Here is a 25270-nt window from a genome sequence, read left to right as displayed (position 1 = left end):
CGCCCTCCCCTGGACTGTGCGGCGGCGAGTGAGTGTAGTGGCAGGGAGGACTCCCGTGCTGTTTCCGGGAGTTGCGGGTGGGGCAGCAGCTTGCGGTGGAAACCCTCGCCGCCAGCGCCATAGCCGTGCTCGGGACCCTGCTCGGGGCCGGGCTCACCCATGCGTTCCAGCTCAGGGCCGCCGCGCGGACGGAGGAGTTCACCCGCACCGAGCGGCTCCGCCAGGAGCGGCTGGACGCGTACAGCGCGTACGCGGGGACGCTGCTCAACTTCCGGCGGGCGGCGGTGCACCGCTGGATGTGCGAGCACAAGGACCCGCCTCCAGCCGACCCGGACGCGGCGCGGGTGCGGTCGTACGACACGCGCAGCGCGGCCCAGGAGGCGCTGTTCCGGGTGCACCTGCTCACGGACGACCAGGTGGTGGCGGAGCGGGCGGAGGCCGCGCTCGACGGCATCGAGGAGATGCTCAAGTCCGCCGACCGCGAGGTCCTGGAACCGCGGCGCGCCACGACCCGGGCCGCGATCAGGGAGTTCGTCGGCGTGGCCCGGACGCACACGCAGGCGGGTCAGCGGCCGTCGTCGTCCTTGCCCTTGTCCTCGGGGTCGTAGGCGCTCGTGCCCTCGTCGAGGAGGGGCTGCTGGGTCTTGAGGTGGGGCGGGGCGAGGGCCTTGAGTGCGTGGTAGCCGGTGAGGACGACGATGGTGCCGAGGGCGATGCCGCTCAGCTCGAAGTTGTCGCTGATCTTGAGGCTGACGCCGCCGACGCCGATGATGATGCCCGCTGCCGCCGGGACCAGGTTGAGCGGATTGCGCAGATCGACCTTGTTGTTGATCCAGATCTGGGCGCCGAGCAGGCCGATCATGCCGTAGAGGATCACGGTGATGCCGCCCAGCACCCCGCCGGGGATCGCCGCGACGACGGCGCCGAACTTCGGGCAGAGGCCGAAGAGGAGTGCGAAGCAGGCGGCGGCCCAGTAGGCGGCCGTGGAGTAGACGCGGGTGGCGGCCATGACGCCGATGTTCTCGGAGTACGTGGTGGTCGCGGGGCCGCCGAGGGCCGTGGACAGGACGCTGCCCGCGCCGTCCGCGGCGATGGCGGTGCCGAGCTGGTCGTCGAGCGGGTCGCCCGTCATCTCGCCGACGGCCTTGACGTGGCCCGCGTTCTCGGCGACCAGCGCGATCACCACGGGCAGCGCGACGAGGATCGCGGACCAGGAGAAGGACGGGCCGTGCACCGACGGCAGCCCGAACCAGTCGGCGTCCCCGACCTTGCCGAGGTCCAGCCGCCAGTGGTCGACCACCTTGCCGCTGCCGTCGGCCGAGTGGATCTGCCCGAACGTCTTGTCGAAGGCCCAGGACATCAGATAGCCCACGACCAGCCCGAGGAAGATCGCGATACGGGACCAGAAGCCCCGCAGGCAGACGACGGCCAGCCCCGTCAGCAGCATGGTCAGCAGCGCGGTCCACTGGTCCTGGGGCCAGTACGTACTGGCCGTCACCGGCGCGAGGTTGAAGCCGATCAGCATCACCACGGCCCCGGTCACCACCGGCGGCATCGCGGCGTGGATGATCCGCGCCCCGAACTTCTGTACGGCCAGGCCGACGAGGAAGAGCGCGACGCCGACGACGAGGATCGCGCCGGTGATCGTCGCGCTGTCGCCGCCCTGCCCCCGGATGACGGCCGCGACGCCGACGAAGGAGAGGCTGCACCCGAGGTAACTGGGCACCCGGCCGCGGGTCGCGAGCAGGAAGATCATGGTCGCGACGCCGGACATCATGATCGCGAGATTGGGGTCGAGCCCCATCAGTACCGGGGCCACGAAGCTCGCCCCGAACATCGCGACCACGTGCTGTGCGCCGAGTCCCGCCGTACGTGGCCATGACAGCCGTTCGTCCGGGCGTACGACCGCGCCGGGCGCCGGGACGCGTCCGTCGCCGTGCACCTTCCATCGCACGCCGAGTCCGCCGCGTCCGCCACTCATGTGTCTCTCCCGATGTCGATTTCCAGCCACGTGTCCGGTGACCGCCACATGTTATGTGCCTCCCGACCATGTCCGGCCCCTGACATCGGGCCCCGCCCGATTCGCGCCTCCACCGCACGCCAGGGCCTGCCCCTCAGGAGCGCGACCCTGTGCGGCTCCAAGACGTTGGGGCTTGCCCCTCCAGGGGCGCGGGGCTGTATCGATGTGCGGCTCCGCCGCGTGGGCGCGACCGGTCACCACACCACGGGGCTTGCCCCTTTGCCCTCAGGGGCGCGGGGAACTGCGCGCCAAGCCACGACGCACTCGCGGCCCGCGAAGCACAGCCCGGGGCACCCCGAACCCGGCCCTGTACGCGGGTCACCCGGCGAAGGGGGCTGCGCTTGCCAACCCTGCGCCTTGCGCAGACTTCCCAAGCTCAGAGGGGTGAGGGGGAAGTAGGGCAGCCCTCGTCCAGCGCGGCGCGCGGCCCAAGCGCAGTGGGGCGGAGGGAGAAGCGCAGAGCTCACAAGCTCAGAGGGGTGAGGGGGAAGCAGAGCAGCCCTCTTCCAGCGCGGCGCGCGGCCCAAGCGCAGAGCCCTCAAGCTCAGCGGGTGGAGGGGAGAAGCGCAGGACTGCCAAGCACAGCGGGGCGGAAGGGGGAAGCGGGGGCGTGCACCGGCAGGGGTGCGGGGGGCTGCGTGGGCAGCCACTGCGCGGACGCAGTCCGCGACGCACGTGCGGGGACAATTCCCGCCCCGGGAGAGGGAGGAGCGCGGGCTACTTCTTGTCGGCCGGGACAGATGGGTGCCGGGCGGGGGAAGGTGACGGCCTGCCCTCCGTCCGGAGGACGCCCGCTCCGGCGATCAGCCCCAGCAGCAGCACCGTCACCACCCCGAACGACACCGACAGCGAGGTCGACTCCGCGATCCAGCCCACCGCCGCGGGCGCGGCGAGCCCCGAGGCGTAGGCCAGCGTGGCGACGCCCGCGATGGCCTGGCCGGGGGCCGCGGCCCCCATCCGGCCCGCCGCGGCGAAACAGAGCGGCACGACCACCGCGATCCCCACGCCGATCAGTGCGAACCCGGCGACGGCCACCCCCGGCACGCGTGCCGCCACGACGAGCGCGGCCCCCAGCGTGGCCAGCACGCCGCCCGTGCGGACCGTACGGACGGGGCCCAGGCGGCGTACGACCGCGTCCCCGGCGAGCCGGGCCGAGGCCATGGTGCAGGCGAAGGCCGTGTAGGCCGCGGCGGCGAGGCCGGGCTCGGCGCCGGTCACGTCGTCGAGGTAGATGCCGGACCAGTCCATCGACGCGCCCTCGGCGAAGACCGCGCAGAAGCCGATGAGGCCGATCGCGAGCACGCCCCGGGACGGCAGGGCGAACCGGGGCGGAGCCTCATCGACATCCCCCGGAGCGGCCGGAGCCGCCGGGGCCGACGGCACGTCGTCCGGCAGCGTCCAGCGGCACGCCGTCACCGCGACCACGGCCAGCACCGGGGCGACGAGCCCCAGGTGGAGCCGCGCGTCCAGCCCGGCGTGCGCGGCGACCGCGCCGCCCGCCCCGCCGAGCAGCGTGCCCACGCTCCACATGCCGTGCAGCCCGGACATGACGGAGCGGCCGTAGCGCTCCTCGACCCGTACGCCGTGCGCGTTCATCGCGACGTCCATGAGGCCGAGCCCGCAGCCGTAGACGAAGAGTGCCAGGCAGAGCCAGCCCAGCGCCGGGGCGAGGGCGGGCAGTGTGAGGCCCACGCAGCACAGCACCGAGAGCCCCGCCAGGGAGCGCCGGGGCCCGTAGCGGTGGGCCAGGCGGGCGGAGAGCGGCATCGCGGCCGAGGCTCCGGCCGTCATGAAGACCAGGGCGAGGCCCAGCCAGCCGGGACTCAGCCCGAGGTGCTCGCGCAGCCAGGGGATACGGGTCGCGAAGGTCCCGCTTGCCGTGCCGTGCACGGCGAAGACGACGGCCACGGCGGTCCGTGCCCGGACGACCGGTACCGGCAGGGCCGGGGCGGCCCCCTCGCGACTGGTGCGCATGCGTCAGCTCCCGCCGATGGCTGTCGACAACTGGTACGGACCATGTGGCTCGCCCCGAGAGCGTGCCCAGCTCACGCGCCGTTCGAACACCCGCCCGTAACACCGCTCACGGTTCCGTTCACGCACCGCACACGGGTTCGCTGTGAGTCAGCCCACAGAGGACGCCCGCATGGCCCACGGCCGGGCGTGGCAGACTGGACGACGTACGGACCTCGTGCTCGCACGGGGGGTGTACGAAAGAGTCAGCAGCGCACTCCGGGGTCGGTGAAATTCCGAGCCGGCGGTTAAAGTCCGCGACCCGTCCGCAGCCAGCGGCCGGTTGACCAGGTGAAATTCCTGGACCGACGGTGAAAGTCCGGATGGGAGGCAGTGCGCGCGGGACGAGACCGGTGCTCCGCGTCAGGCGGCGGCTCCGCCCCCTCGGAAGGGGTGCGGACCCCGTGGCAGATGGCAGGGGCGTTTTCCCGGGATCGTGCCCGTCACGCGTCCCGCACAGCCCCGGAGTCCATGCCGAAGAGGCAGGAGGACCCGGTGGCCACCCACCCCGCAGAGCCGTCGCCATCGCCGTCGGCCGGAGCGTCAGGCCCGGCAGGACCGTCAGGCCCGGCAGATCCGGCGGGCCCGGCAGCGCAGGCCGAGCGTGCCGCCATGCGCCGTGCCCTCGACCTCGCCGCGCGCGGCCTCGGCGCGACCAGCCCCAACCCCGTCGTCGGCTGTGTGATCCTCGACCGCTCCGGGCGGACCGTCGGTGAGGGTTGGCACCAGCGCGCGGGAGGGCCGCACGCCGAGATCCACGCGCTCGCCGAGGCGGGCGACGACGCGCGCGGCGGCACCGCCGTCGTCACCCTCGAACCCTGCAACCACACCGGCCGTACGGGCCCCTGCGCGCAGGCGCTCATCGAGGCCGGGATCGCCCGCGTCGTCTACGCGGTCGCCGACCCCAACCCCACCGCCACCGGCGGCGCCCGCACCCTCGCGGACGCCGGGGTGGACGTCGAGGGCGGCCTGTCCGCCGACGAGGCCGCCGCCGGGAACATCGCCTGGCTCACCTCCGTCCTGCACCACCGCCCGTACGTGACCTGGAAGTACGCCGCCACGCTCGACGGGCGTACGGCCGCGGCCGACGGCTCCAGCCGCTGGATCACCTCCGAGGAGGCGCGGGCCGACGTGCACCGGCTGCGGGCCGAGTCCGACGCCGTGCTCGTCGGCGCGGGCACGGCGCGCGCCGACGACCCGCACCTCGCGGTGCGCGGCGTTCCCGGCGCCGTGCAGCCGCTGCGCGTCGTCCTCGACACCAACGCCTCGGCGGTCAAGCGCGGCTCCCGCGTCCTGGACGACGCCGCGCCCACCCTGATCGCCGTCGCGGAGGACGCGGACGCGGACGTGAGCGAACTGGAGAGCGCGGGGAGCGGCGTCGAGGTGGTGCGTCTGCCGCGCTCGGACGCGCGCGGGGGCGCGGGACTGGACCTGCGCGCCCTGCTCGCCGCGCTGCACGCCCGCGATGTGCGCTCCGTCCTCCTCGAAGGCGGCGCCACCCTCGCGGGCGCCTTCGTCGCCGCCCACGCCATCGACCGGGTCATCGGCTACGTCGCACCCGTCCTGCTCGGTGCCGGGCCGCCCGCGCTCGGTGACGCGGGAATCAGCACGATCGCGCAGGCGTTGCGGCTCACCGTGTGCGAGACCACGCGACTCGGCCCCGACCTGCGGATCACCGCCGTCGGCCCCGCGGCGGCCACCGCCGCGAGCGGCACCGAAACCTCCACCTCCACCGCTACCGCCGCCCCCACCGCCACCGAGGAGTCCTGAGTGTTCACCGGAATTGTCGAAGAGCTGGGTGAGGTCGTCGCCGTCGAGGACCGCGGCGAGTCGGCGCGGCTGCGGCTGCGCGGCCCGCTGGTCACCGGGGACGTCAAGCACGGCGACTCGATCGCCGTGAACGGGGTGTGCCTGACCGTGGTCGACGTCGCCGACGGCGAGTTCACCGCCGACGTCATCGCCGAGACCCTCTCCCGCTCCAGCCTCGGCGCCCTCGCCCCCGGCTCGCGGGTCAACCTGGAGCGCGCCATGGCCCTGGGCGCCCGCCTCGACGGCCACCTCGTCCAGGGGCACGTGGACGGCACGGGCACGATCTCGGCCCGTACGGACTCCGACAGCGGTACGGACATCACCGTGGAGCTGCCGCCGGGCCTCGGGAAATACCTGGTGGAGAAGGGTTCCATCACGGTCGACGGCATCAGCTTGACCGTCGTCGAGGCCACCGACGGGCACTTCACCGTCTCCCTCATCCCCACCACGCTCGCGCTCACCACCCTCGGCCACAAGCAGCCGGGCGAGCCCGTGAACCTTGAGGTGGACGTCCTCGCGAAGTACGTCGAGCGGCTGCTCGGCGACCGTACGACCGGGACGGGAGCGAACCGGTGAGTGTCTTCGACCCGCTGAACGGCGAGGCGTTCACCGCCTTCGGGCAGCACGTCATCTGGTCCGACATGGTGGGGAACACCATCGGCCTGATCGCCCTCGCGCTCGGCTGGCGCCGCTCGGTCCTCACCTGGCCCACGCAGCTGCTGTCCGGGCTGGTCCTCATCGGCGCCTTCGCCTCCGCGCACCTCGCCGGGGGAGTGGGCAAGCAGCTCCTCGTGATCGTCGTGGCGCTCTGGGGCTGGCAGCAGTGGACGCGCGGCAGGCGCAAGGCCCAGGACGGTTCGATCGCCGTCCGCTTCGCCACCTGGCGCGAGCGCGGCGTGCTCCTCGCGGGCACCGCGGCGGGCACGGCCGCCGTCGGCTGGCTCTTCACCCTCGTGCCGCACCTGTCGTGGAACCCCTGGCCGGACGCGTACATCTTCGTCGGCACGCTCGCCGCGATGGTCGCGCAGGCCCGCGGGCTGGTCGAGTTCTGGTTCGCGTGGCTGCTCGTCGACGTCGTCGGCGTGCCGCTCGCCTTCAGCAGCGGACTGGCCTTCTCCGGTCTCGTCTACGTCATCTACCTCGGCCTCGTCCTGTGGGGCATGCGCGACTGGTGGCTGCGCTCCCGCGAGCACACCGTCACCGAACCGGCCCGGCCCACGCAGCCGGAGCCCGCACTCAACGGAGCCGCGCTGTGAGCGCGGCACGGACCGAAGGACAGCGAAGGAGCACTGCCATGACCGCGCTGCCGAGCTGGTACGACACCCACGCGGGGCCCGGGACCGAGCCCGCCGAGGCCGGCGCGCCGCACCTGGACCTCGTGCTCGACCCCGTCGAGGACGCGATCCGTGACATCGCCGCCGGACGCCCCGTGGTCGTCGTGGACGACGAGAGCAGGGAGAACGAGGGCGACCTCGTCATGGCCGCCGAGCTCGTCACCCCCGAGACCGTCGCGTTCATGATGAGCGAGTGCCGGGGGCTGATCTGCACGCCGATGGAGGCCGCCGACCTCGACCGGCTCGCGCTGCCCCAGATGGTCGCCGAGAACACCGAGTCGATGGGGACCGCCTTCTCCGTCACCGTCGACGCCACCGCCGCGCACGGCGTCACCACCGGCATCTCCGCCGCCGACCGCGCCACCACCATCCGGCTGCTGGCCGACGCGGACTCCGTGGCGGCGGACTTCGTCCGGCCCGGCCACGCCTTCCCGCTGCGCGCCAAGTCCGGCGGCGTCCTCGTCCGCGCGGGCCACACCGAGGCCGGGGTCGACCTCGCCCGGCTCGCGGGGCTGCGGCCCGCCGCCGCCATCGTGGAGATCGCGGGCGAGGACGGCGTGATGCTGCGGCTGCCCGAGCTGGTGCCGTTCGCGCGCAAGCACGGACTGTCGATCATCTCCATCGAGGACCTGATCGCCTACCGCCGCTCCTCCGAGCCCACCGTCCACCGCGAGGCCGCCACCCGGCTGCCCACGAAGTACGGCGACTTCCGGGCGTTCGGCTACCGCTCGGCGGCCGACGGTGTCGAGCACATCGCGCTCGTCGTGGGCGACATCGGCGGTCCCGCCGACGAGCGGGACGGCGAGGACGTCCTCGTCCGGGTCCACTCCGAGTGCCTGACCGGCGACATCTTCGGCTCCCTGCGCTGCGACTGCGGCCCCCAGCTCCAGGCCTCGCTGGAGCGCGTCCAGCAGGAGGGGCGCGGCATCGTGCTCTATCTGCGCGGACACGAGGGGCGGGGCATCGGACTGCTGTCCAAGCTGCGCGCGTACGAGCTCCAGGAGCGCGGCCGCGACACCCTCGACGCCAACCTCGAACTCGGCCTCCCGGCCGACGCGCGGGACTACGCGGCGGCCGCGCAGATGCTCGCCGACCTCGGCGTACGCTCCCTGCGGCTGATGACGAACAATCCGGACAAGACGGCCGCCATGGTGCGGCACGGCCTCAGGGTCACCGGGCGCGAGCCCATGCCCGTCCAGGCGGGCGAGCACAACCTGCGGTACCTGCGTACCAAGCGGGACCGGATGGGCCACGACCTGCCGTGGCTGGACGCGGAGCGCGCGTCCCCCTGCGGCAACCAGTGAACGTACGACCACGAGCACACATCCACGGAGGAGCAACGTGAGCGGCAAGGGCGCACCCGAACTGACGGTCAGGAACTGCGGCGATCTCCGTGTGGCCGTGATCGCGGCGCAGTGGCACGAGCAGATCATGGACGGCCTGGTCGACGGCGCCCTGCGCGCGCTGCGCGAGCTGGGCATTGACGAGCCGACGCTGCTGCGCGTCCCCGGCAGCTTCGAGCTGCCCGTCGTCGCCAAGGTCCTCGCCGACCGGGGGTACGACGCGATCGTGGCCCTCGGCGTCGTCGTCCGGGGCGGTACCCCGCACTTCGACTACGTCTGCCAGGGCGTCACCCAGGGCCTCACGGACGTGGCCGTCACCACCGGCGTCCCGATCGGCTTCGGCGTCCTGACCTGCGACACCGAGCAGCAGGCGCTGGACCGCGCGGGCCTCGCCGACTCCGTCGAGGACAAGGGCCACGAGGCCGTGACGGCGGCGGTCGCCACGGCGGCGACCCTGCGTACCGTGGCCGAGCCCTGGAGATAGGCGGTCCCGGGGACCACGTAGGGTAAGAGGACCATGGCGAACAAGACATTCGAAGAGCTCTTCGAGGAGCTCCAGCACAAGGCCGCGACCGGCGACCCCATCACCTCCCGCACCGCGGAGCTGGTCTCCCAGGGCGTGCACGCCATCGGCAAGAAGGTCGTCGAGGAGGCCGCCGAGGTCTGGATGGCCGCCGAGTACGAGGGGGAGGAGCGGACCGCCGAGGAGATCTCGCAGCTGCTCTACCACCTCCAGGTGCTCATGGTCGCCCGGGGCATCTCCCTCGACGACGTATACGCTCACCTCTGAGCACTCCGGAATCCGTACCTCCGTATCTCCGCTCAGCACCCACACCTCACGAAAGGCCCCTCCATGCTGCGCATCGCCGTCCCCAACAAGGGTTCCCTGTCCGGCCCTGCGGGGGAGATGCTGCATGAGGCCGGCTACCAGCAGCGCAAGGCGTCGAAGGAACTCGTCCTCGTCGACCCCGAGAACGAGGTCGAGTTCTTCTACCTCCGCCCCCGCGACATCGCCATCTACGTCAGCTCCGGCAAGCTCGACATCGGCATCACCGGGCGCGACCTGCTGCTGGACTCGGGGGCCAACGCGGAGGAGGTCCTCCCGCTCGGCTTCGCCCGCTCCACCTTCCGGTACGCGGCCAAGCCCGGCACCGTCGGTGAGCTGGACGGCTTCGGCGGCCTGACCGTCGCCACCTCCTACGAGGGCATCGTCGCCAAGCACCTCGCCGACAAGGGCATCGACGCCTCCGTCGTGCACCTCGACGGCGCCGTGGAGACCGCCATCGAGCTGGGCGTCGCGCAGGTCATCGCCGACGTCGTCGAGACCGGCACCTCGCTGCGGAACGCGGGCCTGGAGATCGTCGGCGAGCCGATCCTGCAGTCCGAGGCCGTCGTCATCCGCCGCACCGGCGCCGACCCCGAGGCCCCCGAGAGCGCGAAGGTCGAGCAGTTCCTGCGCCGTCTCCAGGGTGTCCTCGTGGCCCGCAGCTACGTGATGATGGACTACGACATCCGCGCCGAGCACCTGGAGCGCGCCGTCGCCCTCACCCCGGGCCTGGAGTCCCCGACGATCTCCCCGCTGCACGACCAGGGCTGGGTCGCCGTCCGCTCCATGGTCCGCACGAAGGAGGCCCAGCGCATCATGGACGACCTCTACGAGCTGGGCGCCCGCGCCATCCTCACCACCGGCATCCACGCCTGCCGCCTCTGACCGGCTCCCCGCTCGCCCCGCTCTCACCAGGGTCCGCACATGTCGCAGCACACCGAACTCCCCGTCCTGCCCGTCACGTTCCGGCCGACGCGCACCCGCGTCGTCCTGCTGACGGTCGGCGTCCTGGCGTTCGCCGCCATCACCACCATCGCCTTCCTGCTGGACATCAGCGGCGGGGAGCGGTCGAGCTTCGTCTTCACCGCGGCGCTCTTCCTGGGCGTGCTCGTGCTGCTCAGCCGTCCGCGGGTGAGCGCCGACGAGAGCGGTCTCACGGTCGTCAATCTGACGACCAAGCGCCGCCTCGAATGGGCGGAGGTGCTCCGGGTCAACCTCCGCAACGGCGACCCCTGGGTCTCCCTCGACCTGTCCGACGGAACGAGCCTGGCCGCCATGGGCATTCAGCCCGGCATCGCCAAGAGTCAGGCCATCGCCGACGCGCGGGCCCTGCGCGGGCTTGTCGAGCGCCACAGCGCGGAGGACTGACGCGCGGCGAAGCGCTGTGATTACTCTGGTCGGACGGCGCACGTGCCGCCCCCCGCGGAGCAGCGGGTACCTGCGACCCGAGGAGTGACCACCCTCAGCGATGGACGGAGCGTCCTGTAGTACGAGCGCCACGCCCTCCTCCGGGGAGGCCGTGGCATGATCCTCCCGCTGGTCCTGCTCGTCGTGGCCTTCCTGCTCATCCTCGCCAACGGCTTCTTCGTGGCGGCCGAGTTCGGACTCGTCACCGTCGAGCGACCCGACGCCGAGCGTGCCGCGGCACAGGGCGACCGCGCCTCCCGCGCCGTCGTCCGCGCGCTGCGCGAGCTCTCCTTCCAGCTCTCCGGCACCCAGCTCGGCATCACCCTCACCTCCCTCGTCACCGGCATGCTGGCCGAACCCGCGCTCGCGCGGCTGCTCGGCCCGCCGCTCGCCGCGCTGGGCACACCGTCCGGCGCGGTCCCCGGCATCGCCGTCGTCATCGGGATGCTGACCGCCTCGGCCGTGCAGATGGTCATCGGCGAACTCGTCCCGAAGAACTGGGCGGTCTCCCGTCCGCTGGCCGTCGCCCGCTTCGTCGTCCGGCCCCAGCGGCTCTTCGCCCGCCTCTTCCGCCCCGTCATCGCGCTGCTGAACGCGGTGGCCAACCGCATCGTCCGCGTCTTCGGCGTCCAGCCCGCCGAAGAGCTGGCCTCGGCCCGTACGCCCGGTGAACTCGTCTCCCTCGCCCGGCACTCGGCGCGCGCCGGGGCCATCGAGCAGGACACCGCCGACCTGTTCGTGCGCACCCTCTCGCTCGGCGGGCTCACCGCGCAGCGCGTGATGACGCCCCGCGTGCGCGTCAGCGCCCTCCAGGCGCTGGCCACGGCGGAGGACGTCCTCAACCTCACCCGCGCCACCGGACTCTCGCGCTTCCCCGTCTACCACGACAGGCTGGACGAGATCACCGGCATGGTGCACCTCAAGGACGCCCTCGCGGTCCCCGCCCACGAGCGGCTGCACACCCCGGCCGGGCGCATCGCCGTACCGCCGCTGCTCGTTCCGCAGACGCTGCCCGTACAGCCGCTGCTGGAACTGCTGCGCAGCGAGCAGCCCATCGCGGTCGTCGTCGACGAGTACGGGGGCACGGCCGGGGTCGTGACGCTGGAGGACATCGTGGAGGAACTGGTCGGCGAGGTGCGCGACGAGCACGACGGGCAGCTCTTCGACGAGCTGCCCGAACTCGCCGCCGCGGCCCCGGACCCCGACGGGCGCCCCGCCTGGGAGGCCGACGGGAGCTGCCGCGTCACGGCGCTCCCCGGCATCGGCCTCGACGTCCCCGAGGGGCCGTACGAGACGGTCGCGGGCCTCCTCGCCGACCTGCTCGGCCGGATCCCCGCGCCGGGCGACACGGCTCACGTCGGCGGCTGGCAGCTGAGGGTGCGGCTGGTCGCGCACCACCGCGCGGAGCGCGTCCGCGTCGTCGCCCCGGCGGCGGCCCCGGCGTTGGCCCCCGCGACCGGCGGACGGGAGCGGGAGGGGGAGCCCGCGCGATGAGCGTCCTCCAACTCCTCTTCGCCGCGCTGCTGGTGCTCGGCAACGGGTTCTTCGTGGGCGCCGAGTTCGCGCTCGTCTCCGTCCGCCGCAGCCAGGTCGAGCCGCTGGCCGCCGAGGGCTCCGCGCGGGCCCGGCAGGTGCTGCGCGGGCTGGAGAGCCTGCCGCAGATGATGGCGGCGGCGCAGTTCGGCATCACCGTCTGCTCCCTCACGCTGGGAGCCGTCGCCGAGCCGACGCTCGCCCATCTGCTCGAACCGCTCTTCCATGCCGTGCACCTGCCCGGCGCCCTCATCCACCCGGTGGGGTACGCGGTCGCGCTCGCCGTCGTCGTCTTCTTCCACCTCGTCATCGGCGAGATGGTGCCGAAGAACCTCGCGATGGCCGCGCCCGAGCGCACGGCCCTGTGGCTCAGCCCCGGCCTCGTCGCCTTCGCGCGCCTCGTGCGGCCGGTGACCGCGGGACTGGGGAGCTGCGCCAAGCTGGTGCTGCGCGCCTTCCGCGTCGAGCCCAAGGACGAGGTCGAGACCGTCTTCACCAGCGAGCAGCTCAACCGGCTCGTGGAGGACTCCCGGCAGGCCGGTCTCCTCGGCCACGCCGAGCACGAACGGCTCGCCGACGCCCTCGAACTGGGCTCCCGCCCCGTCACGGACGTCCTGCTGCGCCGTACGGACCTGGTGACCGTCGACGCGGCCGTCACCCCGCGCAGGGTCGAGGAGCTGACCGTCCGCACCGGGTACTCGCGCTTCCCCGTGCTCGCCGACGACGGCGGCTTCCTCGGCTATCTGCACGTCAAGGACGTCCTCGACCTGGAGGAGCCTGACCGCGCCGTGCCGCAGCACCTGTGGCGGCCCATGACGACCCTGCGTGCCGAACTGCCCCTGGACGACGCGCTCGGCGCGATGCGCGCCACCGCCTCGCACCTCGCGGCGGTCGCGGACGCCTCGGGACGGCTGCTCGGGCTCGCGGCGCTGGAGGACGTGCTGGAGATGCTGGTGGGGGAGGTCCACGACCCGGCGCACGCGCAGGAGGACGGCGCCGGTCCGGGTACGGCGGGCGCCGCGGCGCCCCGGCCCCGGCGGCCCGCCGCGGGAGCGCGGTACGCGCACGGCGCGGCCTACGGCGCGTATCCGCCCTCCGCCGGGCTCAGCCCAGAGGCGGCGGAGGCTGATCGGGACGCGGACCCTCGGGACCGCGGCCGGACAGCACCTCGCCGTACGCCTGCATGAGGTCGGGGAGGCGCAGCGTCGCCAGGTCGTCGCGGGTCGGCGTGCCCGGGTATCCGGAGAGCCGCAGGTCGCGGTAGGCGCAGCTCTTCTCGTAGAGCGTGCGCAGGAAGCGGCCGTTGCCCAGCTCGTCGATCCAGCCCTGGTCGACCACGTGCCCGCTGATGCTGCGCAGCTCCTCCAGCGACTCCTCGTCCCACACGTCCCCGTTGTCCGCCGCCAGCACCTCGCCGATCGCGGTGAGCTCCAGCGGGCGGTACGAGGGGAAGTCCACGCGGGTCGTGAAGCGGGACGAGAGGCCGGGGTTGGCGGCCAGCAGCCGGTCCATGCCCTCGGGATAGCCCGCGAGGATCACCACGAGCTGGTCGCGGTTGTCCTCCGCGCGCTTGAGCAGCACCTGGAGGGCCTCGTCGCCGTACGCGTCGCCCTTCGTGTAGCCCGAGTTGGAGAGCGCGTAGGCCTCGTCGACGAAGAGCACGCCGCCGAGCGCCGAGTCGATCAGCTCGTTCGCCTTCACCGCGGTCTGGCCCAGGAACTCGCCGACCAGATCGGCGCGCTGGGCCTCCACCAGATGGTCGCCGCCGAGCAGCCCCAGCGCGTAGAAGGCCCGGCCCAGGATCCGGGCGACCGTGGTCTTGCCGGTGCCGGAGGGGCCGGAGAAGACGAAGTGCCGCTTGGGCGGCTGCACGGGCAGGCCCTGCCCGGCGCGGAGCCGGGCCATGTGCAACTGCGCGGAGAGCGCCCGTACCTGACGCTTCACCGGCTCCAGGCCGACCATCCGCTCCAGCTCGTCCAGCGCCTGCGCGAGCAGCACCGGGTCGGACGGGCCCGTGGGCAGCCTGCCGCCGGCCGCGCCCCGGGGGCTCCCGGCCGCCCGCTGCCGTATCACCCCGGTGTCGACGCGGATGGGCTCGGCCGGGTCGCCCGTGTCCTCCAGGCGCAGCGCGTCGGCGCCCGGGTCGAGGTCCGGGTCGGCGGCCTCCGCGCCGTCCGGCAGCCCGGCGCCGTCCAGGTCGGAGGCGGCCCCGGAGCCGGGCGGCTCCGCGAACTCGCCGGTGTCCAGGGGGTTCGCCGCGTCGGCCGGGTCCGCGGGGTCGGCGGGCTCGGACGGGTCGGCGGGCGCGTCGAGGCCCGAGTCGAAGAGCTCCTGCGCCGCGTTCGCCGCCGGGCCGCCCGCCACTCCGCCCGCGATCACGGCGGCGAGCCCCGCGTCGGAGGAGCCGCCCAGGCCGTCGCCGTCGGCGATCGTCGTCAGCCGCGCGGCGGTGTCCATGAAGGCCGGGTCTATCCGGTGCACGGCCCGGTAGAGGGGGAGGGCCGCGGCGCTGCGTCCCGTGCCCTCGCGGGCCCGCGCCAGCCAGTACCGCAGCTCCTTGCGCTGCGGCTGCTCGCTGCGGCAGCGCATCAGGGCCGCCGAGAGCAGGGGTTCGGCCTGCCCGTACATCTCCAGCCGTACGCGCGCCATCCCGGCGAAGAGGCCCGCCTCGATGCCCAGCATCGGATCGTCGACGAGCGGCTCGGTGTGGGCGACCAGGCGCTCCCAGTCCTTGGCGAGATACGCGCGGCAGGCGTGCAGGAAGCGCACCTGCGGATCGGCCTCCACGGGCGGGCAGTCGGCCAAAGCGCGGTCCAGCTCGGCGACATGACGGCCGTCCAGCCAGTGCGAGGCGTGCGCCAGCAGCAGATCGCGCTCGCTCTCCAGCACGGGCTGCACCCACCAGCCCAGCCAGTACCAGGAGTTGAGGGTGCGGCCGTGGCGGGCGCGCTGCTCGCCGAAGCGGTCCCTGTGGTGGTACATCCGCACCAGCGCCGTCGCCGTGTCGGCCCGCAGCGCGTGCAGGCCGAGCCAGCCGTCGGCCATTCCGGCATCCAGCCGAACGGCGGTCCTGAACTCCTCCTCCGCCTGCGCGTACCCACCCACCGTGTAGGCGTCGACGCCGCGCAGCCAGGCGAGTTCGGCCGGGGCGTGCAGGCCCTGGGGGTCCTGCGTGCCGAAGTTCATCACGTCCCCCACGAAACGTCCCCCGTCCAGACGGGACTTGCCGACCGCGTCCCCGTGTCACCCCGGGTTTCCGCGCCGTTTCGCATCGTACCCGTGCGCGAGGCGCGGTCGAAGAGCGGCGTACGGGGGTGGTACGCGCGTGCGTAGGGAGCTTGTGGGGGCCACGTGGCTACCCCGCGTGAGGGAAACGCACCGCAGAGCTTCCGCTTTCGCCGTCACGGCAGAACGAAGCCCCCGGTCACGGGGGAACAACCGGGGGCTTCGCGTCCGCAGGCGGCCTGCGAAAACCGCCTGTTGGAAACGTAATTGCTCGCTGGCGCCCCGGTCAAGCCGGTCAGCGACCGTGGCCTCGGACGACCGTGCTGAACGAGCCATTCCTCTACGGAGAGTGAGGATCTGGGGACCTCAGACGGACCCCGCGGGCCCCGGGAGCATCTCGTACGTCTCCGGTCCCTTCCGCACCAGAATATTCGCGAACGGACGCGAGGGGTCCTCCGCGAAGTGCGCGCGCTCCGCCTGTATCCACCCGGCCCAGAACTCCGCCTGCTCCTCGCCGTCCCGGTGCCGCCCCCTGCGCCACGCCTCCTCGCGCGGCGTCTCCAGCCACAGCAGACAGGCCAGATACGGGCGCAGGGCCCGGCGTCCCGCGCCCACCCCCTCGACGAGTACGACGGGGGCGGCGGGGAGCTCGGCCTCCGTGGTGTACGCCCGGCGGACCCAGTCGTACACCTCGTACCGCGCCGTCTCCCCGCGCTCCAGCGGCGCCAGCACCTGACCGGCCAGGCGCCCCGCCCATTCGAAGAGCGCGCCGTGGCTGGCGAGGTCGTCCAGATGGAGCACGGGCGCCCCTCCGAGCGCCTCCGCGAGCCGGGCCGCCAGCGTCGTCTTGCCCGATCCCGCGTGCCCGTCGACGCCGACGAGCCGCACCGGGCCACAGGAGGGTGACAGCTCCGGAAGCCGCCTGGCGAGGGCTTGGAGGGGGAGGTGTACGGGCATCCCCACAGCGTACGGCGCGGTCCATGCCACTGGTTCAGCCCAAAGGCGGCGGCGTGCCGAACGGCCGAAGCTCTGGCACACAGGGCGGGGAAGCGGCAATAGTTGGCTTCCTACCGCACTCCCGTACCACCGGCGCATCACCCGACGCGCACTCAGACACCGCACCGCACCCTGCACACCGCACACCGACTGGGGGATCACCGCCATGATCAGCAGACCCGCCACTCGCCGCACCGTCCTGGCCGCCGCTGTCGCGGTGGCCGCCTCGGCGGCGGCACCCTCGGCCCTCGCCGACGCGCACTCCGGCAAGGGGGAGACGGGCGGCGTAGGCCGTAAGGGGAAGCCCGGCAAGGGCGCCACCCACGTCGACCTGCACTCCTGGTCGACGGGGAAGGACTGGGCGTCGGGGGAGGGCAAGGGCACCCGCGTGGAGCAGGGCAGCCGCCCCGCCGTCGTCCTCCACAAGCCGGTCGGCACCCTCGACTACCGGGACCCGCACACCGGCAAGACGGCCAAGTGGGAGTACGCCACCTGGACGTCCCCGCGTCACCAGCCCGCCGTACCCGGCGGCGAGGTCATCGTGTCCTGGAACGCCGACACGCCGTCCGGCACCTGGATCAAGGTCGAGGTCCAGGGCACGTACTCCGACGGCAAGAACAGCCCGTGGTACGTCATGGGCATCTGGACCAAGGGCGACGGGGACGACGTGCCGCGCCGCACCTCGGTCGACGACCAGAAGGACGGCAAGAGCACGGTCTACACCGACACGCTCTCCATCGACGACCTGCCCAGCGGCCTGCGCGTCGTGAACTACCGGGTGCGCCTCACGCTGTGCCGCGCCGTCGGCAGTGACGCCACGCCGAAGGTCTGGCGGGCGAGCGTGATGAGCTCGGACGTGCCCGACCGCTTCACGGTCCCGGCCAGCAAGCCCGGCGCCGCCAAGGGCGTCGAGCTGAAGGTCCCGCGCTACTCGCAGGAGATCCACAAGGGCCAGTACCCCGAGTACGACAACGGGGGCGAGGCGTGGTGCAGCCCCACCTCCTCGCAGATGATCATCGAGTTCTGGGGCCGGAAGCCGACCTCCGAGGACCTCGCCTGGGTGAACCCCACCTACAAGGACCCCCAGGTCTGCCACGCCGCCCGCTACACGTTCGACTACCAGTACGAGGGCTGCGGCAACTGGCCCTTCAACGGTGCCTACGCGGCCACGTACAAGGACATGGAGGCCGTCGTCACCCGCCTCAACTCCCTCAGCGAGGCGGAGGAGTTCATCGCGGCGGGCATCCCGCTCATCACCTCGCAGTCCTTCATCGAGGCCGAGCTGGACGGCGCGGGGTACGGCACGGCGGGCCACCTGATGACGGTCATCGGCTTCACCAAGGCGGGCAACGTCATCGCCAACGACCCGGCGTCCCCGGACAACCCCTCGGTCCGCCACGTCTACAAGAGGCGGCAATTTGAAAATATCTGGCTGAGGACCAAGCGGAAGGACGCCGAGGGCAAGGTCAAGTCCGGCACTGGCGGCGTCTGCTACGTCTACACGCCCGCGAAGGTGACGGCGGCCCAGCGGAAGGTGCTCAAGAAGTACGGCATCCGCTGAGCCGTCCCTGACCGAGCGGTGCCCCGGCCCCTGGGAGACCAGGTGGCCGGGGCACCGTTATTGTCTTCGGGCGTCGGCCGGCGGGTGCCGACGGTCGACACGGGGGAGGCGTACCGGAACATGGTCTGGCGTTACGAGGCGGGCGGTTACACGGCCGAGCTGGACGAGAACTTCGAGGTCGTGTTCCGCAATCCACGCGGCAGGAAGCTGCAGAACACGCCCGACCCGCTCGTGGACACCGACGGTGTCTTCCGGCTGTACCGGCTGCGGTTCGCGCTGATCAAGCACCGGGAGGAGGCCCGCGTACGGGCCGAAGCCTGGGCCGCCGCGGGGACGCGCGTGCCCGCGGCACTCGCCGAGTCCGACCCCGTGTGGCGCGAGGCCCTCGACGACGCCGGTGTCGAGCCGGCTCCGGCCCCGGATCCCGCCCTGGATCCCGACCCGGACATCGACGAGGCGCTGCTCGCGCGGACGTACGTCCACCCCGGCGGCCACACCATGACGCTCCTCCTGCGGGCCCCCTTCGCGCGGCACTGGGACGCGATTCTGGCGTCGAAGGAGGACTGGGCGCTCACGGACACGTTCGCGACCGGCGTCCGGAGTCCCGAGGACGCCGCGCTCCCGTTCTCCGAGCGGCTGATGGCGGCCCATCCCGGCCAGGAGCGAGAGGCCCTGGAGGCGGCCTACGACGTCGGCTGGAGCCTCTGGGGGAGGCCGGCCCTCTACAGGGCCTTCATGGACGACGGCGTGGAGCGCCTGACGGCGACGGCACCCCGGTTCCTCCCCGCCGTCCTCGACGAACTCGCCGACCTGTGCCTGGAGAGGGGCGGGAAGCACACGGAGTACGCCATCAAGTACTTCGCGCAGGCCAGGAAGGCCGAGCGTGAGCAGCGCGCCAAGCTCGACGAGGGGTGGCTCGACGCGCGGTACGCCACCTACGCGGACCACGGCGCGCTGGCCACCGGGGCGGTACGCGCGCGTGCCAGGGAGCTGGCCCCGCGGGGCGCGAAGATCTCGCAGGACCAGCTCCGGCGCTTCCGCGACGTCCTGGTGCGGCGCGTCCACACGTCCCGGGACCTGTACGCGGGCATGGCAGCGGATCTGCGCAAGGTGGCCCGGGCCGCGAAGGCGGACCCCGCGTCCGAAGTGGCCGCGCTGCTCCAGGACCTCGTGTCGAAGACCGGGCTGTGCGCGGGCGACACGGACAAGTTCTGGGCCGACGCGCTGAAGGGGAAGGCCCTGGAGCTGCTGGTCGAGCGGCGCCCGGAGACGGTGCACGACGTGCTGCGCCTGGCCCCCGGCGACGCGAGCAGCGGGGAGGAGTGGGCGTCACTGGTCCGGCGCAGCGGCGCCCTGGCCCTGCTGACGGGTGAGAGTCCGGGGCTTCCCGCCGGTGAGCCTGCCCGCCTGCTGTACGACTGGCTGGAGAGCGAACGGCTGGGACGGGCGCGCACCGAGGAGCTGTACGACCTGGCGGTGAGCCTCGCCCCACGCCTGGCGGCCGACGCCGTTCCGGTGCGCCTTCCCTGCCGTCCGCCCGGGCCCGGCTTCTGGGCGACCCCTCTGCCGCTCGACCTGGCGGACGAACTCCTGGAACACGGCGTCCCGTTGGCCGACCCTCCCGAGGGGCTGGGCAGGCCGGGCGCCGGTTACATGCTCGTACACCGCCGCCCGCACCTGACCCTGCTGCTCGCCGACCCGCGCTTCGCCCGCGAGGTGCGGTCCGCGCTCGACAGCGAGCTGGAAGGCGTGAAGCGCCAGGACAGGGGCCGGTACCACCACAACTATGACCCGCACGAGGAGGTGGAGCCCCACAGCTGGCGTCACACCCCGGGGGTCTGCCGCACGGAGCTGGGCCGTGAGGTGCTGCGCGCCTGGTTGGACCGGCAGCGCGCGTGCCTGCGCGAAGGGCTCGACCTGCACGGGCTCCTGTGCCTGCTCGCGCCCTTCGTGCACATCGGGGGCGTGGTCGACGAGCTGCTCAAGGACGAGGCGGCGGCGCGAGATTTCGCGTCCGTGGACGTGGTCGGCCTGGTCCTGGCGGACCTTCCGGCCGAGGCCGACCGCGCAGCCGTGGAAGAGCTGATGGGCACCATTCGGCCCAGGCATCTGATGCGCTGGCAGGTACCGACCTTGCGCGACTGGATCGACGCGACCTTGCCCGGCCTGTCCGACGTGCAGCTCGGACAGGCGTGGGAGGTGCTCCAGACGGGCGTCAACTGCCGGGAGGGGCTCAGGCGTCTCACTGTCCGCCTCTCCGGATGACCAGGGTGCGGTAGAGCGCGATCGCGGAGTCCGGCGGGAAGTTGGGGACGTAGGTGACCGTTCCGTCGCTCTTGGCGATCACCATGTGGCTGCCGCCCATCGATGTCTGCTCTCCGGGCTGTGGCGGGCGCATGACGGCGTGGATGAGGAAGCCGGTGTCGAACTCCGCCACGTGCAACGGCGCCGGGTTCCCGTCCGGATCCAGGACTTGGTACCGGGTCCGGGCGGCAGCCAGTGCCTCGTCGGCCGTGGTGGGGACGGGCTGTACCGGTTCCGGCCAGTCGGAAGGGGCCATGGGATCTCTCCTGTCATTTCGGTTGTGGTCGGTTCCGTCGTGATTTGGTATGTCTCACTTAGATAACTGGCGACTGAACGGCAGATCTTGCTCCGTACTCTGATGCCTCTGCCGGGCCCGTGGGGGGACCCGGCCTTCATCGGAGGACACCTCGCATGCGTCGTTCTCGTGCCGTGGCCGCGCTCGCCGTCGCCGCGGCCTCGTGCGCCGGACTCGCCCTGCTGCCCCAACAGGCGCAGGCGGCCGGATCGATACACCTGTACAAGATCTACTACGACAGCCCCGGTTCGGACCGTGGCGCCAACAGCTCGCTCAACGCCGAGTACGTGCAGATAAAGAACTCCACCCGCAGTGCCGTCCAGCTCAAGGGCTACAAGGTCCGGGACAACGCGGGCTTCACGTACACCTTCCCCTCGTACAAGATCAGCGCGGGGAAGACCGTGAAGGTGCACACGGGGAAGGGGACCAAGTCCGCGGGCCATGTGTACTGGGATCACCGGTACGGGAGCCGTGGCTGGTACGTGTGGAACAACGACAAGGACAAGGCCCGCCTCTACAACGCGAGCGGGAGCCTGCGCGACTCCTGCTCGTACAACTCGACCCGGGCCGACTACAAGATGTGCTGACACTCAGCCGTCGGCGGCCGGGAAGCCCGTGCCGACGATCGAGCCGCGAGAGTTGATGCCGTACGCCGTCGTCCCCGCGGCGCCCGGGGCGTCGAACGTCGCCACGTCGCCGCCCCGCATCAGGAAGCCGTGGCCCTCGGTCTCGCCGGGGGCCAGGCAGTAGCCGACGAGGGCGCCGCGGGGGCCGGTCTGGTTGAGGCCGGTGACCGCGGCGCCGGGGACGTCCACGCGGGTGAAGCGGCCGTCGGCGCCCCGGACGAAGCCGTGCTGCGCGCCGTCCTGCCCCGTGTGGACGCCCGCGATCCGGCCCCGGGCGTCGATCTTGTGCACGATCGTGCGCCGCGCGCCCGGATACGCGACGGGCACGAACTCCCCGTCCTCCAGGAGGAATTCCGGCGCGCTGCCGTCGGCCCGGAGGGACTGGACGGCGATCTGGCCCCGGTCGTTGATGCCGAAGGGGTACGTCTCGGTGGCGTCGGGCGCGTCGAGGGAGGTGAACGACCCGTCCCCGTCCCGCACGAAGCCGTGCACGACGCCGTCCGCGCCCGTGTAACCGCCCACGACGCGGCCCCTGTTGTCGACGTCGAAGGCGAGGGTGCCGGAGATGCCGTTGACCGTGCCCTCGGCCTCGGGATGGTCGAGGGTGGTGTAGCGCCCGCCCTCGTAGAGGAACGCGTGGCTGACGCCGTCCGCGTCGTCGTAGACCCCAGTGATCGCGCCCCGGTCGTTGATCCCGAACGGCATCGTGCCCGTCGCGCCGGGCGGGGTGACGGGGGTGAACGTGCCGCCCACGCGGTCCAGGACGTAGCCGCGGCCGGAGTTGGTGTAGCCACGCCCGCGGGGACGGGCGGCGGGCGCCGTCGAGGCGGCGGCAGCGGGGCGGGCGGCGGCGAGCGCGAGAGGTCCCGCGAGGAGCACGGCCAGCGCGGTACGGCGCGAGGGGGCTGTCATGGCCCGCATCGTAACCGCGCGGGCCGACACCGCACCGGCCGTGCTCCGGGGGGCTTTGAAGACGCGACCTAGAGCCCCGCTGCCAGGCGGTTCGCCAGGAGGCGGGTGAAGCGTGCCGGGTCCGCGAGTTCGCCGCCCTCGGCCAGCAGCGCCATCCCGTACAGCAGCTCGGCGGTCTCGTCGAGGGCCGGGTCCTCCGCGTTCGCGGCGTGGGCGTCCTTGAGGCCCGTCACCAGCGGGTGGCCGGGGTTGATCTCCAGGATGCGCTTGATGGGCGGCAGCTCCTGGCCCATCGCCCGGTACATCTTCTCCAGGTTCGGGGTGATGTCGTGGGCGTCGCCGACGACGCAGGCCGGGGACGTGGTCAGCCGCGAGGAGAGCCGCACCGACTTCACGTCCTCGCCCAGCGCGGTGCCCAGCCAGCCGAGCAGCGGTGCGAAGTCCGTCTCGCGCTGCTGCTCCTCGGCGCTCTTCGCCGCGTTCTCACCGTCCTCGCCGTCCTTGGAGCCGTCCGTCCCGTCCAGGTCGACCTGGCCCTTGGCGATCGACTGGAGCGGGGTGCCGTCGAACTCACGGATCTGCTCCACCCACACCTCGTCCACGGGGTCGGTGAGCAGCAGCACCTCGTACCCCTTGGCCTGGAACGCCTCGATGTGCGGGCTGTTCTCCAGCCGGGTGCGCGACTCGCCGGTGAGGAAGTAGATGTGCTCCTGGCCCTCCTTCATCCGCGACACGTAGTCCCGCAGGCCCGTCTGCTCCTTCGGGTCGTGGGTGGAGGGGAAGGAGGCGAGGTCGAGGAGGGTCTCGCGATTGTCGAAGTCGGAGAGCAGGCCCTCCTTCATCGCCGGGCCGAACTCCCGCCAGAACGTCCGGTAGCGCTCGGCGTCCTTCCCGCGCAGCGACTTGACCGCCGAGAGGATCTTCTTCACCAGCCTGCGGTGCATGAGCTGGATCTGCCGGTCCTGCTGGAGGGCCTCCCGGGAGACGTTCAGCGACAGGTCCTGCGCGTCGACGACGCCCTTGACGAACCGCAGGTAGTCGGGGAGCAGCGAGGCGCAGTCGTCCATGATGAACACCCGCCGCACGTACAGGTGCACCCCGCTGCGGCTGCCCTTCTGGTACAGGTCCAGCGGCGCGTGGGACGGGATGAAGAGCACCGCCTGGTACTCGAAGGTGCCCTCCGCACGCGTGTGGACGGTCTCCAGCGGGTCCGTCCAGTCGTGGCTGACGTGCTTGTAGAACTCCTTGTACTCGTCCTCGGAGATGTCGTCGGCGGGGCGGGCCCACAGCGCCTTCATCGAGTTGAGGGTCTCGACGGTCCGCTCGGGCTCGGCGGTCCCGTCCTCGCCCTCGCCTCCGTCCTCGCTCGCGCTCTCACCGGGGCGCTCCACCGTCGTCCGTACGGGCCACGGGATGAAGTCCGAGTGCTTGCGGACGATCTGCCGCAGCCGGCCGGTGTCCGTGTAGTCGAACAGATGGTTCTCGGCGTCCTCGGGCTGCAGGTGCAGCGTCACCGAGGTGCCCTGCGGCGCGTCGTCGAGGGCCGTCAGCTCGTACGTGCCCTCGCCCGCCGACTCCCAGCGGGTGCCCTCCCGCTCGCCCGCGCGCCGGGTCACCAGGGTGACCTTGTCGGCGACCATGAACGTGGAGTAGAAGCCGACGCCGAAGCTGCCGATGAGGTCGGCGGAGGCGGCGGCGTCCTGGCTCTCGTTCGCCTCCTTCAGCTTGCGGGCGAACTCGGCCGTGCCGGACTTCGCGATGGTGCCGATGAGGCTCATGACCTCCTCGCGCGACATGCCGATGCCGTTGTCCCGTACGGTCAGGGTGCGGGCTTCGGGGTCGGCCTCCAGCGCGATGTGGAGGTCCGACGTGTCCGCTTCGAGGTCGCTGTCCCGCAGGGACTCCAGGCGCAGCTTGTCCAGCGCGTCTGAGGCGTTGGAGATCAACTCCCGCAGGAAGACGTCCTTGTTGGAGTAGATCGAGTGCACCACCAGCTCCAACAGCTGACGGGACTCGGCCTGGAATTCATGCGTCTCGACCTTGCCGCTCACGGCGATCCTCCCCAGAGTGCCTCTGACCTCACGTCAGGGAGGCGTCCCCCGCCTCCCGTCGGACCAGATCTTGCCTTTTCCGGGCGGGGGAGTGCCACTCACTCCGACATCGCGTCGGACTCCGGGCCGAACACCGCGCGGAACGGCTCCCGTGTCGGCGAGGGCTCCCGGCGGTCCAGGACCGCGAAGGTGACGTGGTCGAAGGCGCCGGTGAGCGGGCCGCCGCCGCGCAGGTGCGCGTCGAAGGCCGCGGCGACGTCGGCGGGTCTGTTGCGGAACACGCCGCAGCCCCAGGCGCCCAGCACCAGGGCGCGGGCGCCCGAGGCGGCGGCCACGCGCAGCACCTGACCGGCGCGGCGCCGCAGCGCGGCGGGGACCTCGGCGGACCGGTCCGGGGCCTGGCGCGCGACGACGCCCGCGTTGGGCGCCGGGGAGGTCAGGAAGTCGGCGGTGAACGGGGCCTCCAGCAGGGTGCCCGCGTCGTCCCTGAAGACCGGCACGCCCGGGGAGTGGATCACCCGGTCGCTGTAGAAGGGGCTGCGGTCGGCCCGGTGCGCCGCGTAGAAGTCCGGCGCCTCGCGCAGGCAGCGGTAGAGCGCCGAGCCCCGGCACAGCGCCTCCTCCTGCGCCTGCGCCCCGTTGAGATAGCCGCCTCCGGGGTTGCGGGCCGAGGCGAAGTTCAGGACGGCGACGGGGAGTCCGGTCTCCTCCGTGAGCCGGCGCGCGGCCCGCAGGCTGCCCTCGCCGGTCACCTCGACGACCGTACGAGCGTCGCCCCGGGGGACCGGTTCGGGGTCGGGGAGGGGGTCGGGGCCGTGCAGGCGGGTGCGGGCCCGTGCCCGTCCGGCCGCCTCGCCGACCTCCGCGCGCCGCCCGTCCGCCGTGGCGTACCAGCCGCGCTCCACGATGTCCTCGGTCTCCTTGGCGAGGGCCCGCATCCGCGCGCTCATCCCGCCACCTCCGGGCTTCTCCGGCGCCACTGCCGCTGGTTGACGAACATGACCGCACCGTAGCCGCG

Annotated in this window: 22 protein-coding genes and 1 riboswitch; of the genes, 14 read left to right on the top strand and 8 right to left on the bottom strand. The window is 72.6% G+C overall.

Translation table 11 applies throughout. The features are described 5' to 3' along the window. Positions 1–77: 77 nt before the first annotated feature. A complete protein-coding gene (locus ACGF3A_RS22415; protein ID WP_393732030.1) occupies positions 78–608 on the top strand; it encodes a hypothetical protein in 531 nt (176 codons plus the stop codon). Here the strand turns inward: ACGF3A_RS22415 and ACGF3A_RS22410 are convergent. Next, positions 566–1981, bottom strand: coding sequence for a uracil-xanthine permease family protein (locus tag ACGF3A_RS22410; protein ID WP_393732029.1), 1416 nt, complete (start codon positions 1979–1981; stop codon positions 566–568). The genes ACGF3A_RS22415 and ACGF3A_RS22410 overlap by 43 nt on opposite strands. Positions 1982–2737: 756 nt before the next feature. Then, a complete protein-coding gene (locus ACGF3A_RS22405; RefSeq protein ID WP_393732028.1) occupies positions 2738–3994 on the bottom strand; it encodes an MFS transporter in 1257 nt (418 codons plus the stop codon). Positions 3995–4240: 246 nt separating this feature from the next. Continuing rightward, positions 4241–4371: riboswitch (FMN riboswitch) on the top strand. A 271-nt stretch (positions 4372–4642) separates the two neighbouring features. Here ACGF3A_RS22405 and ribD point away from each other — a divergent pair. From ribD to ACGF3A_RS22355, 10 genes are all read left to right on the top strand, one after another. Next, positions 4643–5800: a bifunctional diaminohydroxyphosphoribosylaminopyrimidine deaminase/5-amino-6-(5-phosphoribosylamino)uracil reductase RibD gene (gene ribD, locus ACGF3A_RS22400; RefSeq protein ID WP_393732027.1), complete on the top strand. Its 1158-nt coding sequence runs from the start codon at positions 4643–4645 to the stop codon at positions 5798–5800. Then, positions 5801–6415 (top strand): riboflavin synthase, encoded by a 615-nt coding sequence (locus tag ACGF3A_RS22395; RefSeq protein WP_393732026.1) that lies wholly within the window; start codon positions 5801–5803, stop codon positions 6413–6415. It begins immediately after the preceding gene. After that, positions 6412–7095, top strand: a complete 684-nt coding sequence (locus ACGF3A_RS22390) for a nicotinamide riboside transporter PnuC (protein ID WP_393732025.1) — start codon at positions 6412–6414, stop codon at positions 7093–7095. Before ACGF3A_RS22395 ends, ACGF3A_RS22390 begins: the two co-directional genes overlap by 4 nt. A 38-nt stretch (positions 7096–7133) precedes the next feature. Continuing rightward, positions 7134–8477, top strand: a complete 1344-nt coding sequence (locus tag ACGF3A_RS22385) for a bifunctional 3,4-dihydroxy-2-butanone-4-phosphate synthase/GTP cyclohydrolase II (RefSeq protein ID WP_393732024.1) — start codon at positions 7134–7136, stop codon at positions 8475–8477. Positions 8478–8514: 37 nt separating this feature from the next. Further along, the gene (gene ribH, locus ACGF3A_RS22380; protein WP_393732023.1) at positions 8515–9000 is read left to right on the top strand and encodes a 6,7-dimethyl-8-ribityllumazine synthase; all 486 of its coding nucleotides are present in this window, start codon (positions 8515–8517) and stop codon (positions 8998–9000) included. A gap of 33 nt (positions 9001–9033) precedes the next feature. Next, positions 9034–9306 (top strand): phosphoribosyl-ATP diphosphatase, encoded by a 273-nt coding sequence (locus ACGF3A_RS22375; RefSeq protein WP_393732022.1) that lies wholly within the window; start codon positions 9034–9036, stop codon positions 9304–9306. 63 nt (positions 9307–9369) lie between these two features. Beyond that, the gene (gene hisG / locus ACGF3A_RS22370) at positions 9370–10227 is read left to right on the top strand and encodes an ATP phosphoribosyltransferase (protein ID WP_393732021.1); all 858 of its coding nucleotides are present in this window, start codon (positions 9370–9372) and stop codon (positions 10225–10227) included. 39 nt (positions 10228–10266) lie between these two features. Further along, entirely contained in the window at positions 10267–10710 is a 444-nt protein-coding gene (locus tag ACGF3A_RS22365; protein ID WP_393732020.1) for a PH domain-containing protein, read from the top strand. A gap of 156 nt (positions 10711–10866) precedes the next feature. Continuing rightward, on the top strand, positions 10867–12243 hold the full coding sequence (locus ACGF3A_RS22360; RefSeq protein ID WP_393732019.1) for a hemolysin family protein: 1377 nt from the start codon (positions 10867–10869) through the stop codon (positions 12241–12243). Beyond that, the gene (locus ACGF3A_RS22355; protein ID WP_393732018.1) at positions 12240–13469 is read left to right on the top strand and encodes a hemolysin family protein; all 1230 of its coding nucleotides are present in this window, start codon (positions 12240–12242) and stop codon (positions 13467–13469) included. The genes ACGF3A_RS22360 and ACGF3A_RS22355 overlap by 4 nt, the downstream gene beginning before the upstream one ends. Here ACGF3A_RS22355 and ACGF3A_RS22350 read toward each other — a convergent pair. Further along, positions 13387–15468 carry an AAA family ATPase gene (locus ACGF3A_RS22350; protein WP_393732634.1) on the bottom strand — a complete coding sequence of 694 codons (2082 nt, stop codon included), beginning with the start codon at positions 15466–15468 and terminating at the stop codon, positions 13387–13389. The two genes, ACGF3A_RS22355 and ACGF3A_RS22350, sit on opposite strands and share 83 nt — an antisense overlap. Positions 15469–15873: 405 nt before the next feature. Continuing rightward, complete coding sequence (locus ACGF3A_RS22345) at positions 15874–16464, bottom strand: uridine kinase (RefSeq protein WP_393732017.1); 591 nt, start codon at positions 16462–16464, stop codon at positions 15874–15876. Positions 16465–16669: 205 nt separating this feature from the next. Between ACGF3A_RS22345 and ACGF3A_RS22340 the strand changes: the two genes are divergently transcribed. Both ACGF3A_RS22340 and ACGF3A_RS22335 read left to right on the top strand, forming a co-directional pair. Next, positions 16670–18064, top strand: coding sequence for a peptidase C39 family protein (locus ACGF3A_RS22340; RefSeq protein ID WP_393732016.1), 1395 nt, complete (start codon positions 16670–16672; stop codon positions 18062–18064). Between the two features lie 84 nt (positions 18065–18148). Beyond that, positions 18149–20329: a hypothetical protein gene (locus ACGF3A_RS22335; protein WP_393732015.1), complete on the top strand. Its 2181-nt coding sequence runs from the start codon at positions 18149–18151 to the stop codon at positions 20327–20329. Here ACGF3A_RS22335 and ACGF3A_RS22330 read toward each other — a convergent pair. Continuing rightward, the gene (locus ACGF3A_RS22330; protein WP_393732014.1) at positions 20307–20624 is read right to left on the bottom strand and encodes a hypothetical protein; all 318 of its coding nucleotides are present in this window, start codon (positions 20622–20624) and stop codon (positions 20307–20309) included. The genes ACGF3A_RS22335 and ACGF3A_RS22330 overlap by 23 nt on opposite strands. Positions 20625–20779: 155 nt before the next feature. On the opposite strand from ACGF3A_RS22330, the gene ACGF3A_RS22325 reads away from it, so the two are divergent. Then, positions 20780–21250, top strand: a complete 471-nt coding sequence (locus tag ACGF3A_RS22325; protein ID WP_393732013.1) for a lamin tail domain-containing protein — start codon at positions 20780–20782, stop codon at positions 21248–21250. A gap of 3 nt (positions 21251–21253) precedes the next feature. On the opposite strand, the gene ACGF3A_RS22320 is transcribed toward ACGF3A_RS22325, so the two are convergent. The 3 genes from ACGF3A_RS22320 to ACGF3A_RS22310 form a co-directional block, all read right to left on the bottom strand. Continuing rightward, on the bottom strand, positions 21254–22201 hold the full coding sequence (locus ACGF3A_RS22320) for a hypothetical protein (protein WP_393732012.1): 948 nt from the start codon (positions 22199–22201) through the stop codon (positions 21254–21256). A gap of 68 nt (positions 22202–22269) precedes the next feature. Next, positions 22270–24252, bottom strand: coding sequence for a molecular chaperone HtpG (htpG, locus tag ACGF3A_RS22315; RefSeq protein WP_393732011.1), 1983 nt, complete (start codon positions 24250–24252; stop codon positions 22270–22272). 98 nt (positions 24253–24350) lie between these two features. After that, positions 24351–25202, bottom strand: coding sequence for a TIGR02452 family protein (locus ACGF3A_RS22310; RefSeq protein WP_393732010.1), 852 nt, complete (start codon positions 25200–25202; stop codon positions 24351–24353). Positions 25203–25270 lie beyond the last annotated feature (68 nt).

This window comes from Streptomyces sp. NPDC048172 (assembly GCF_043202595.1).
In the GTDB taxonomy this organism is placed as follows: domain Bacteria; phylum Actinomycetota; class Actinomycetes; order Streptomycetales; family Streptomycetaceae; genus Streptomyces.
The sequence above is the reverse complement of the archived record's forward strand: the minus strand, read 5'-3'. Positions and strand labels throughout refer to the sequence as shown.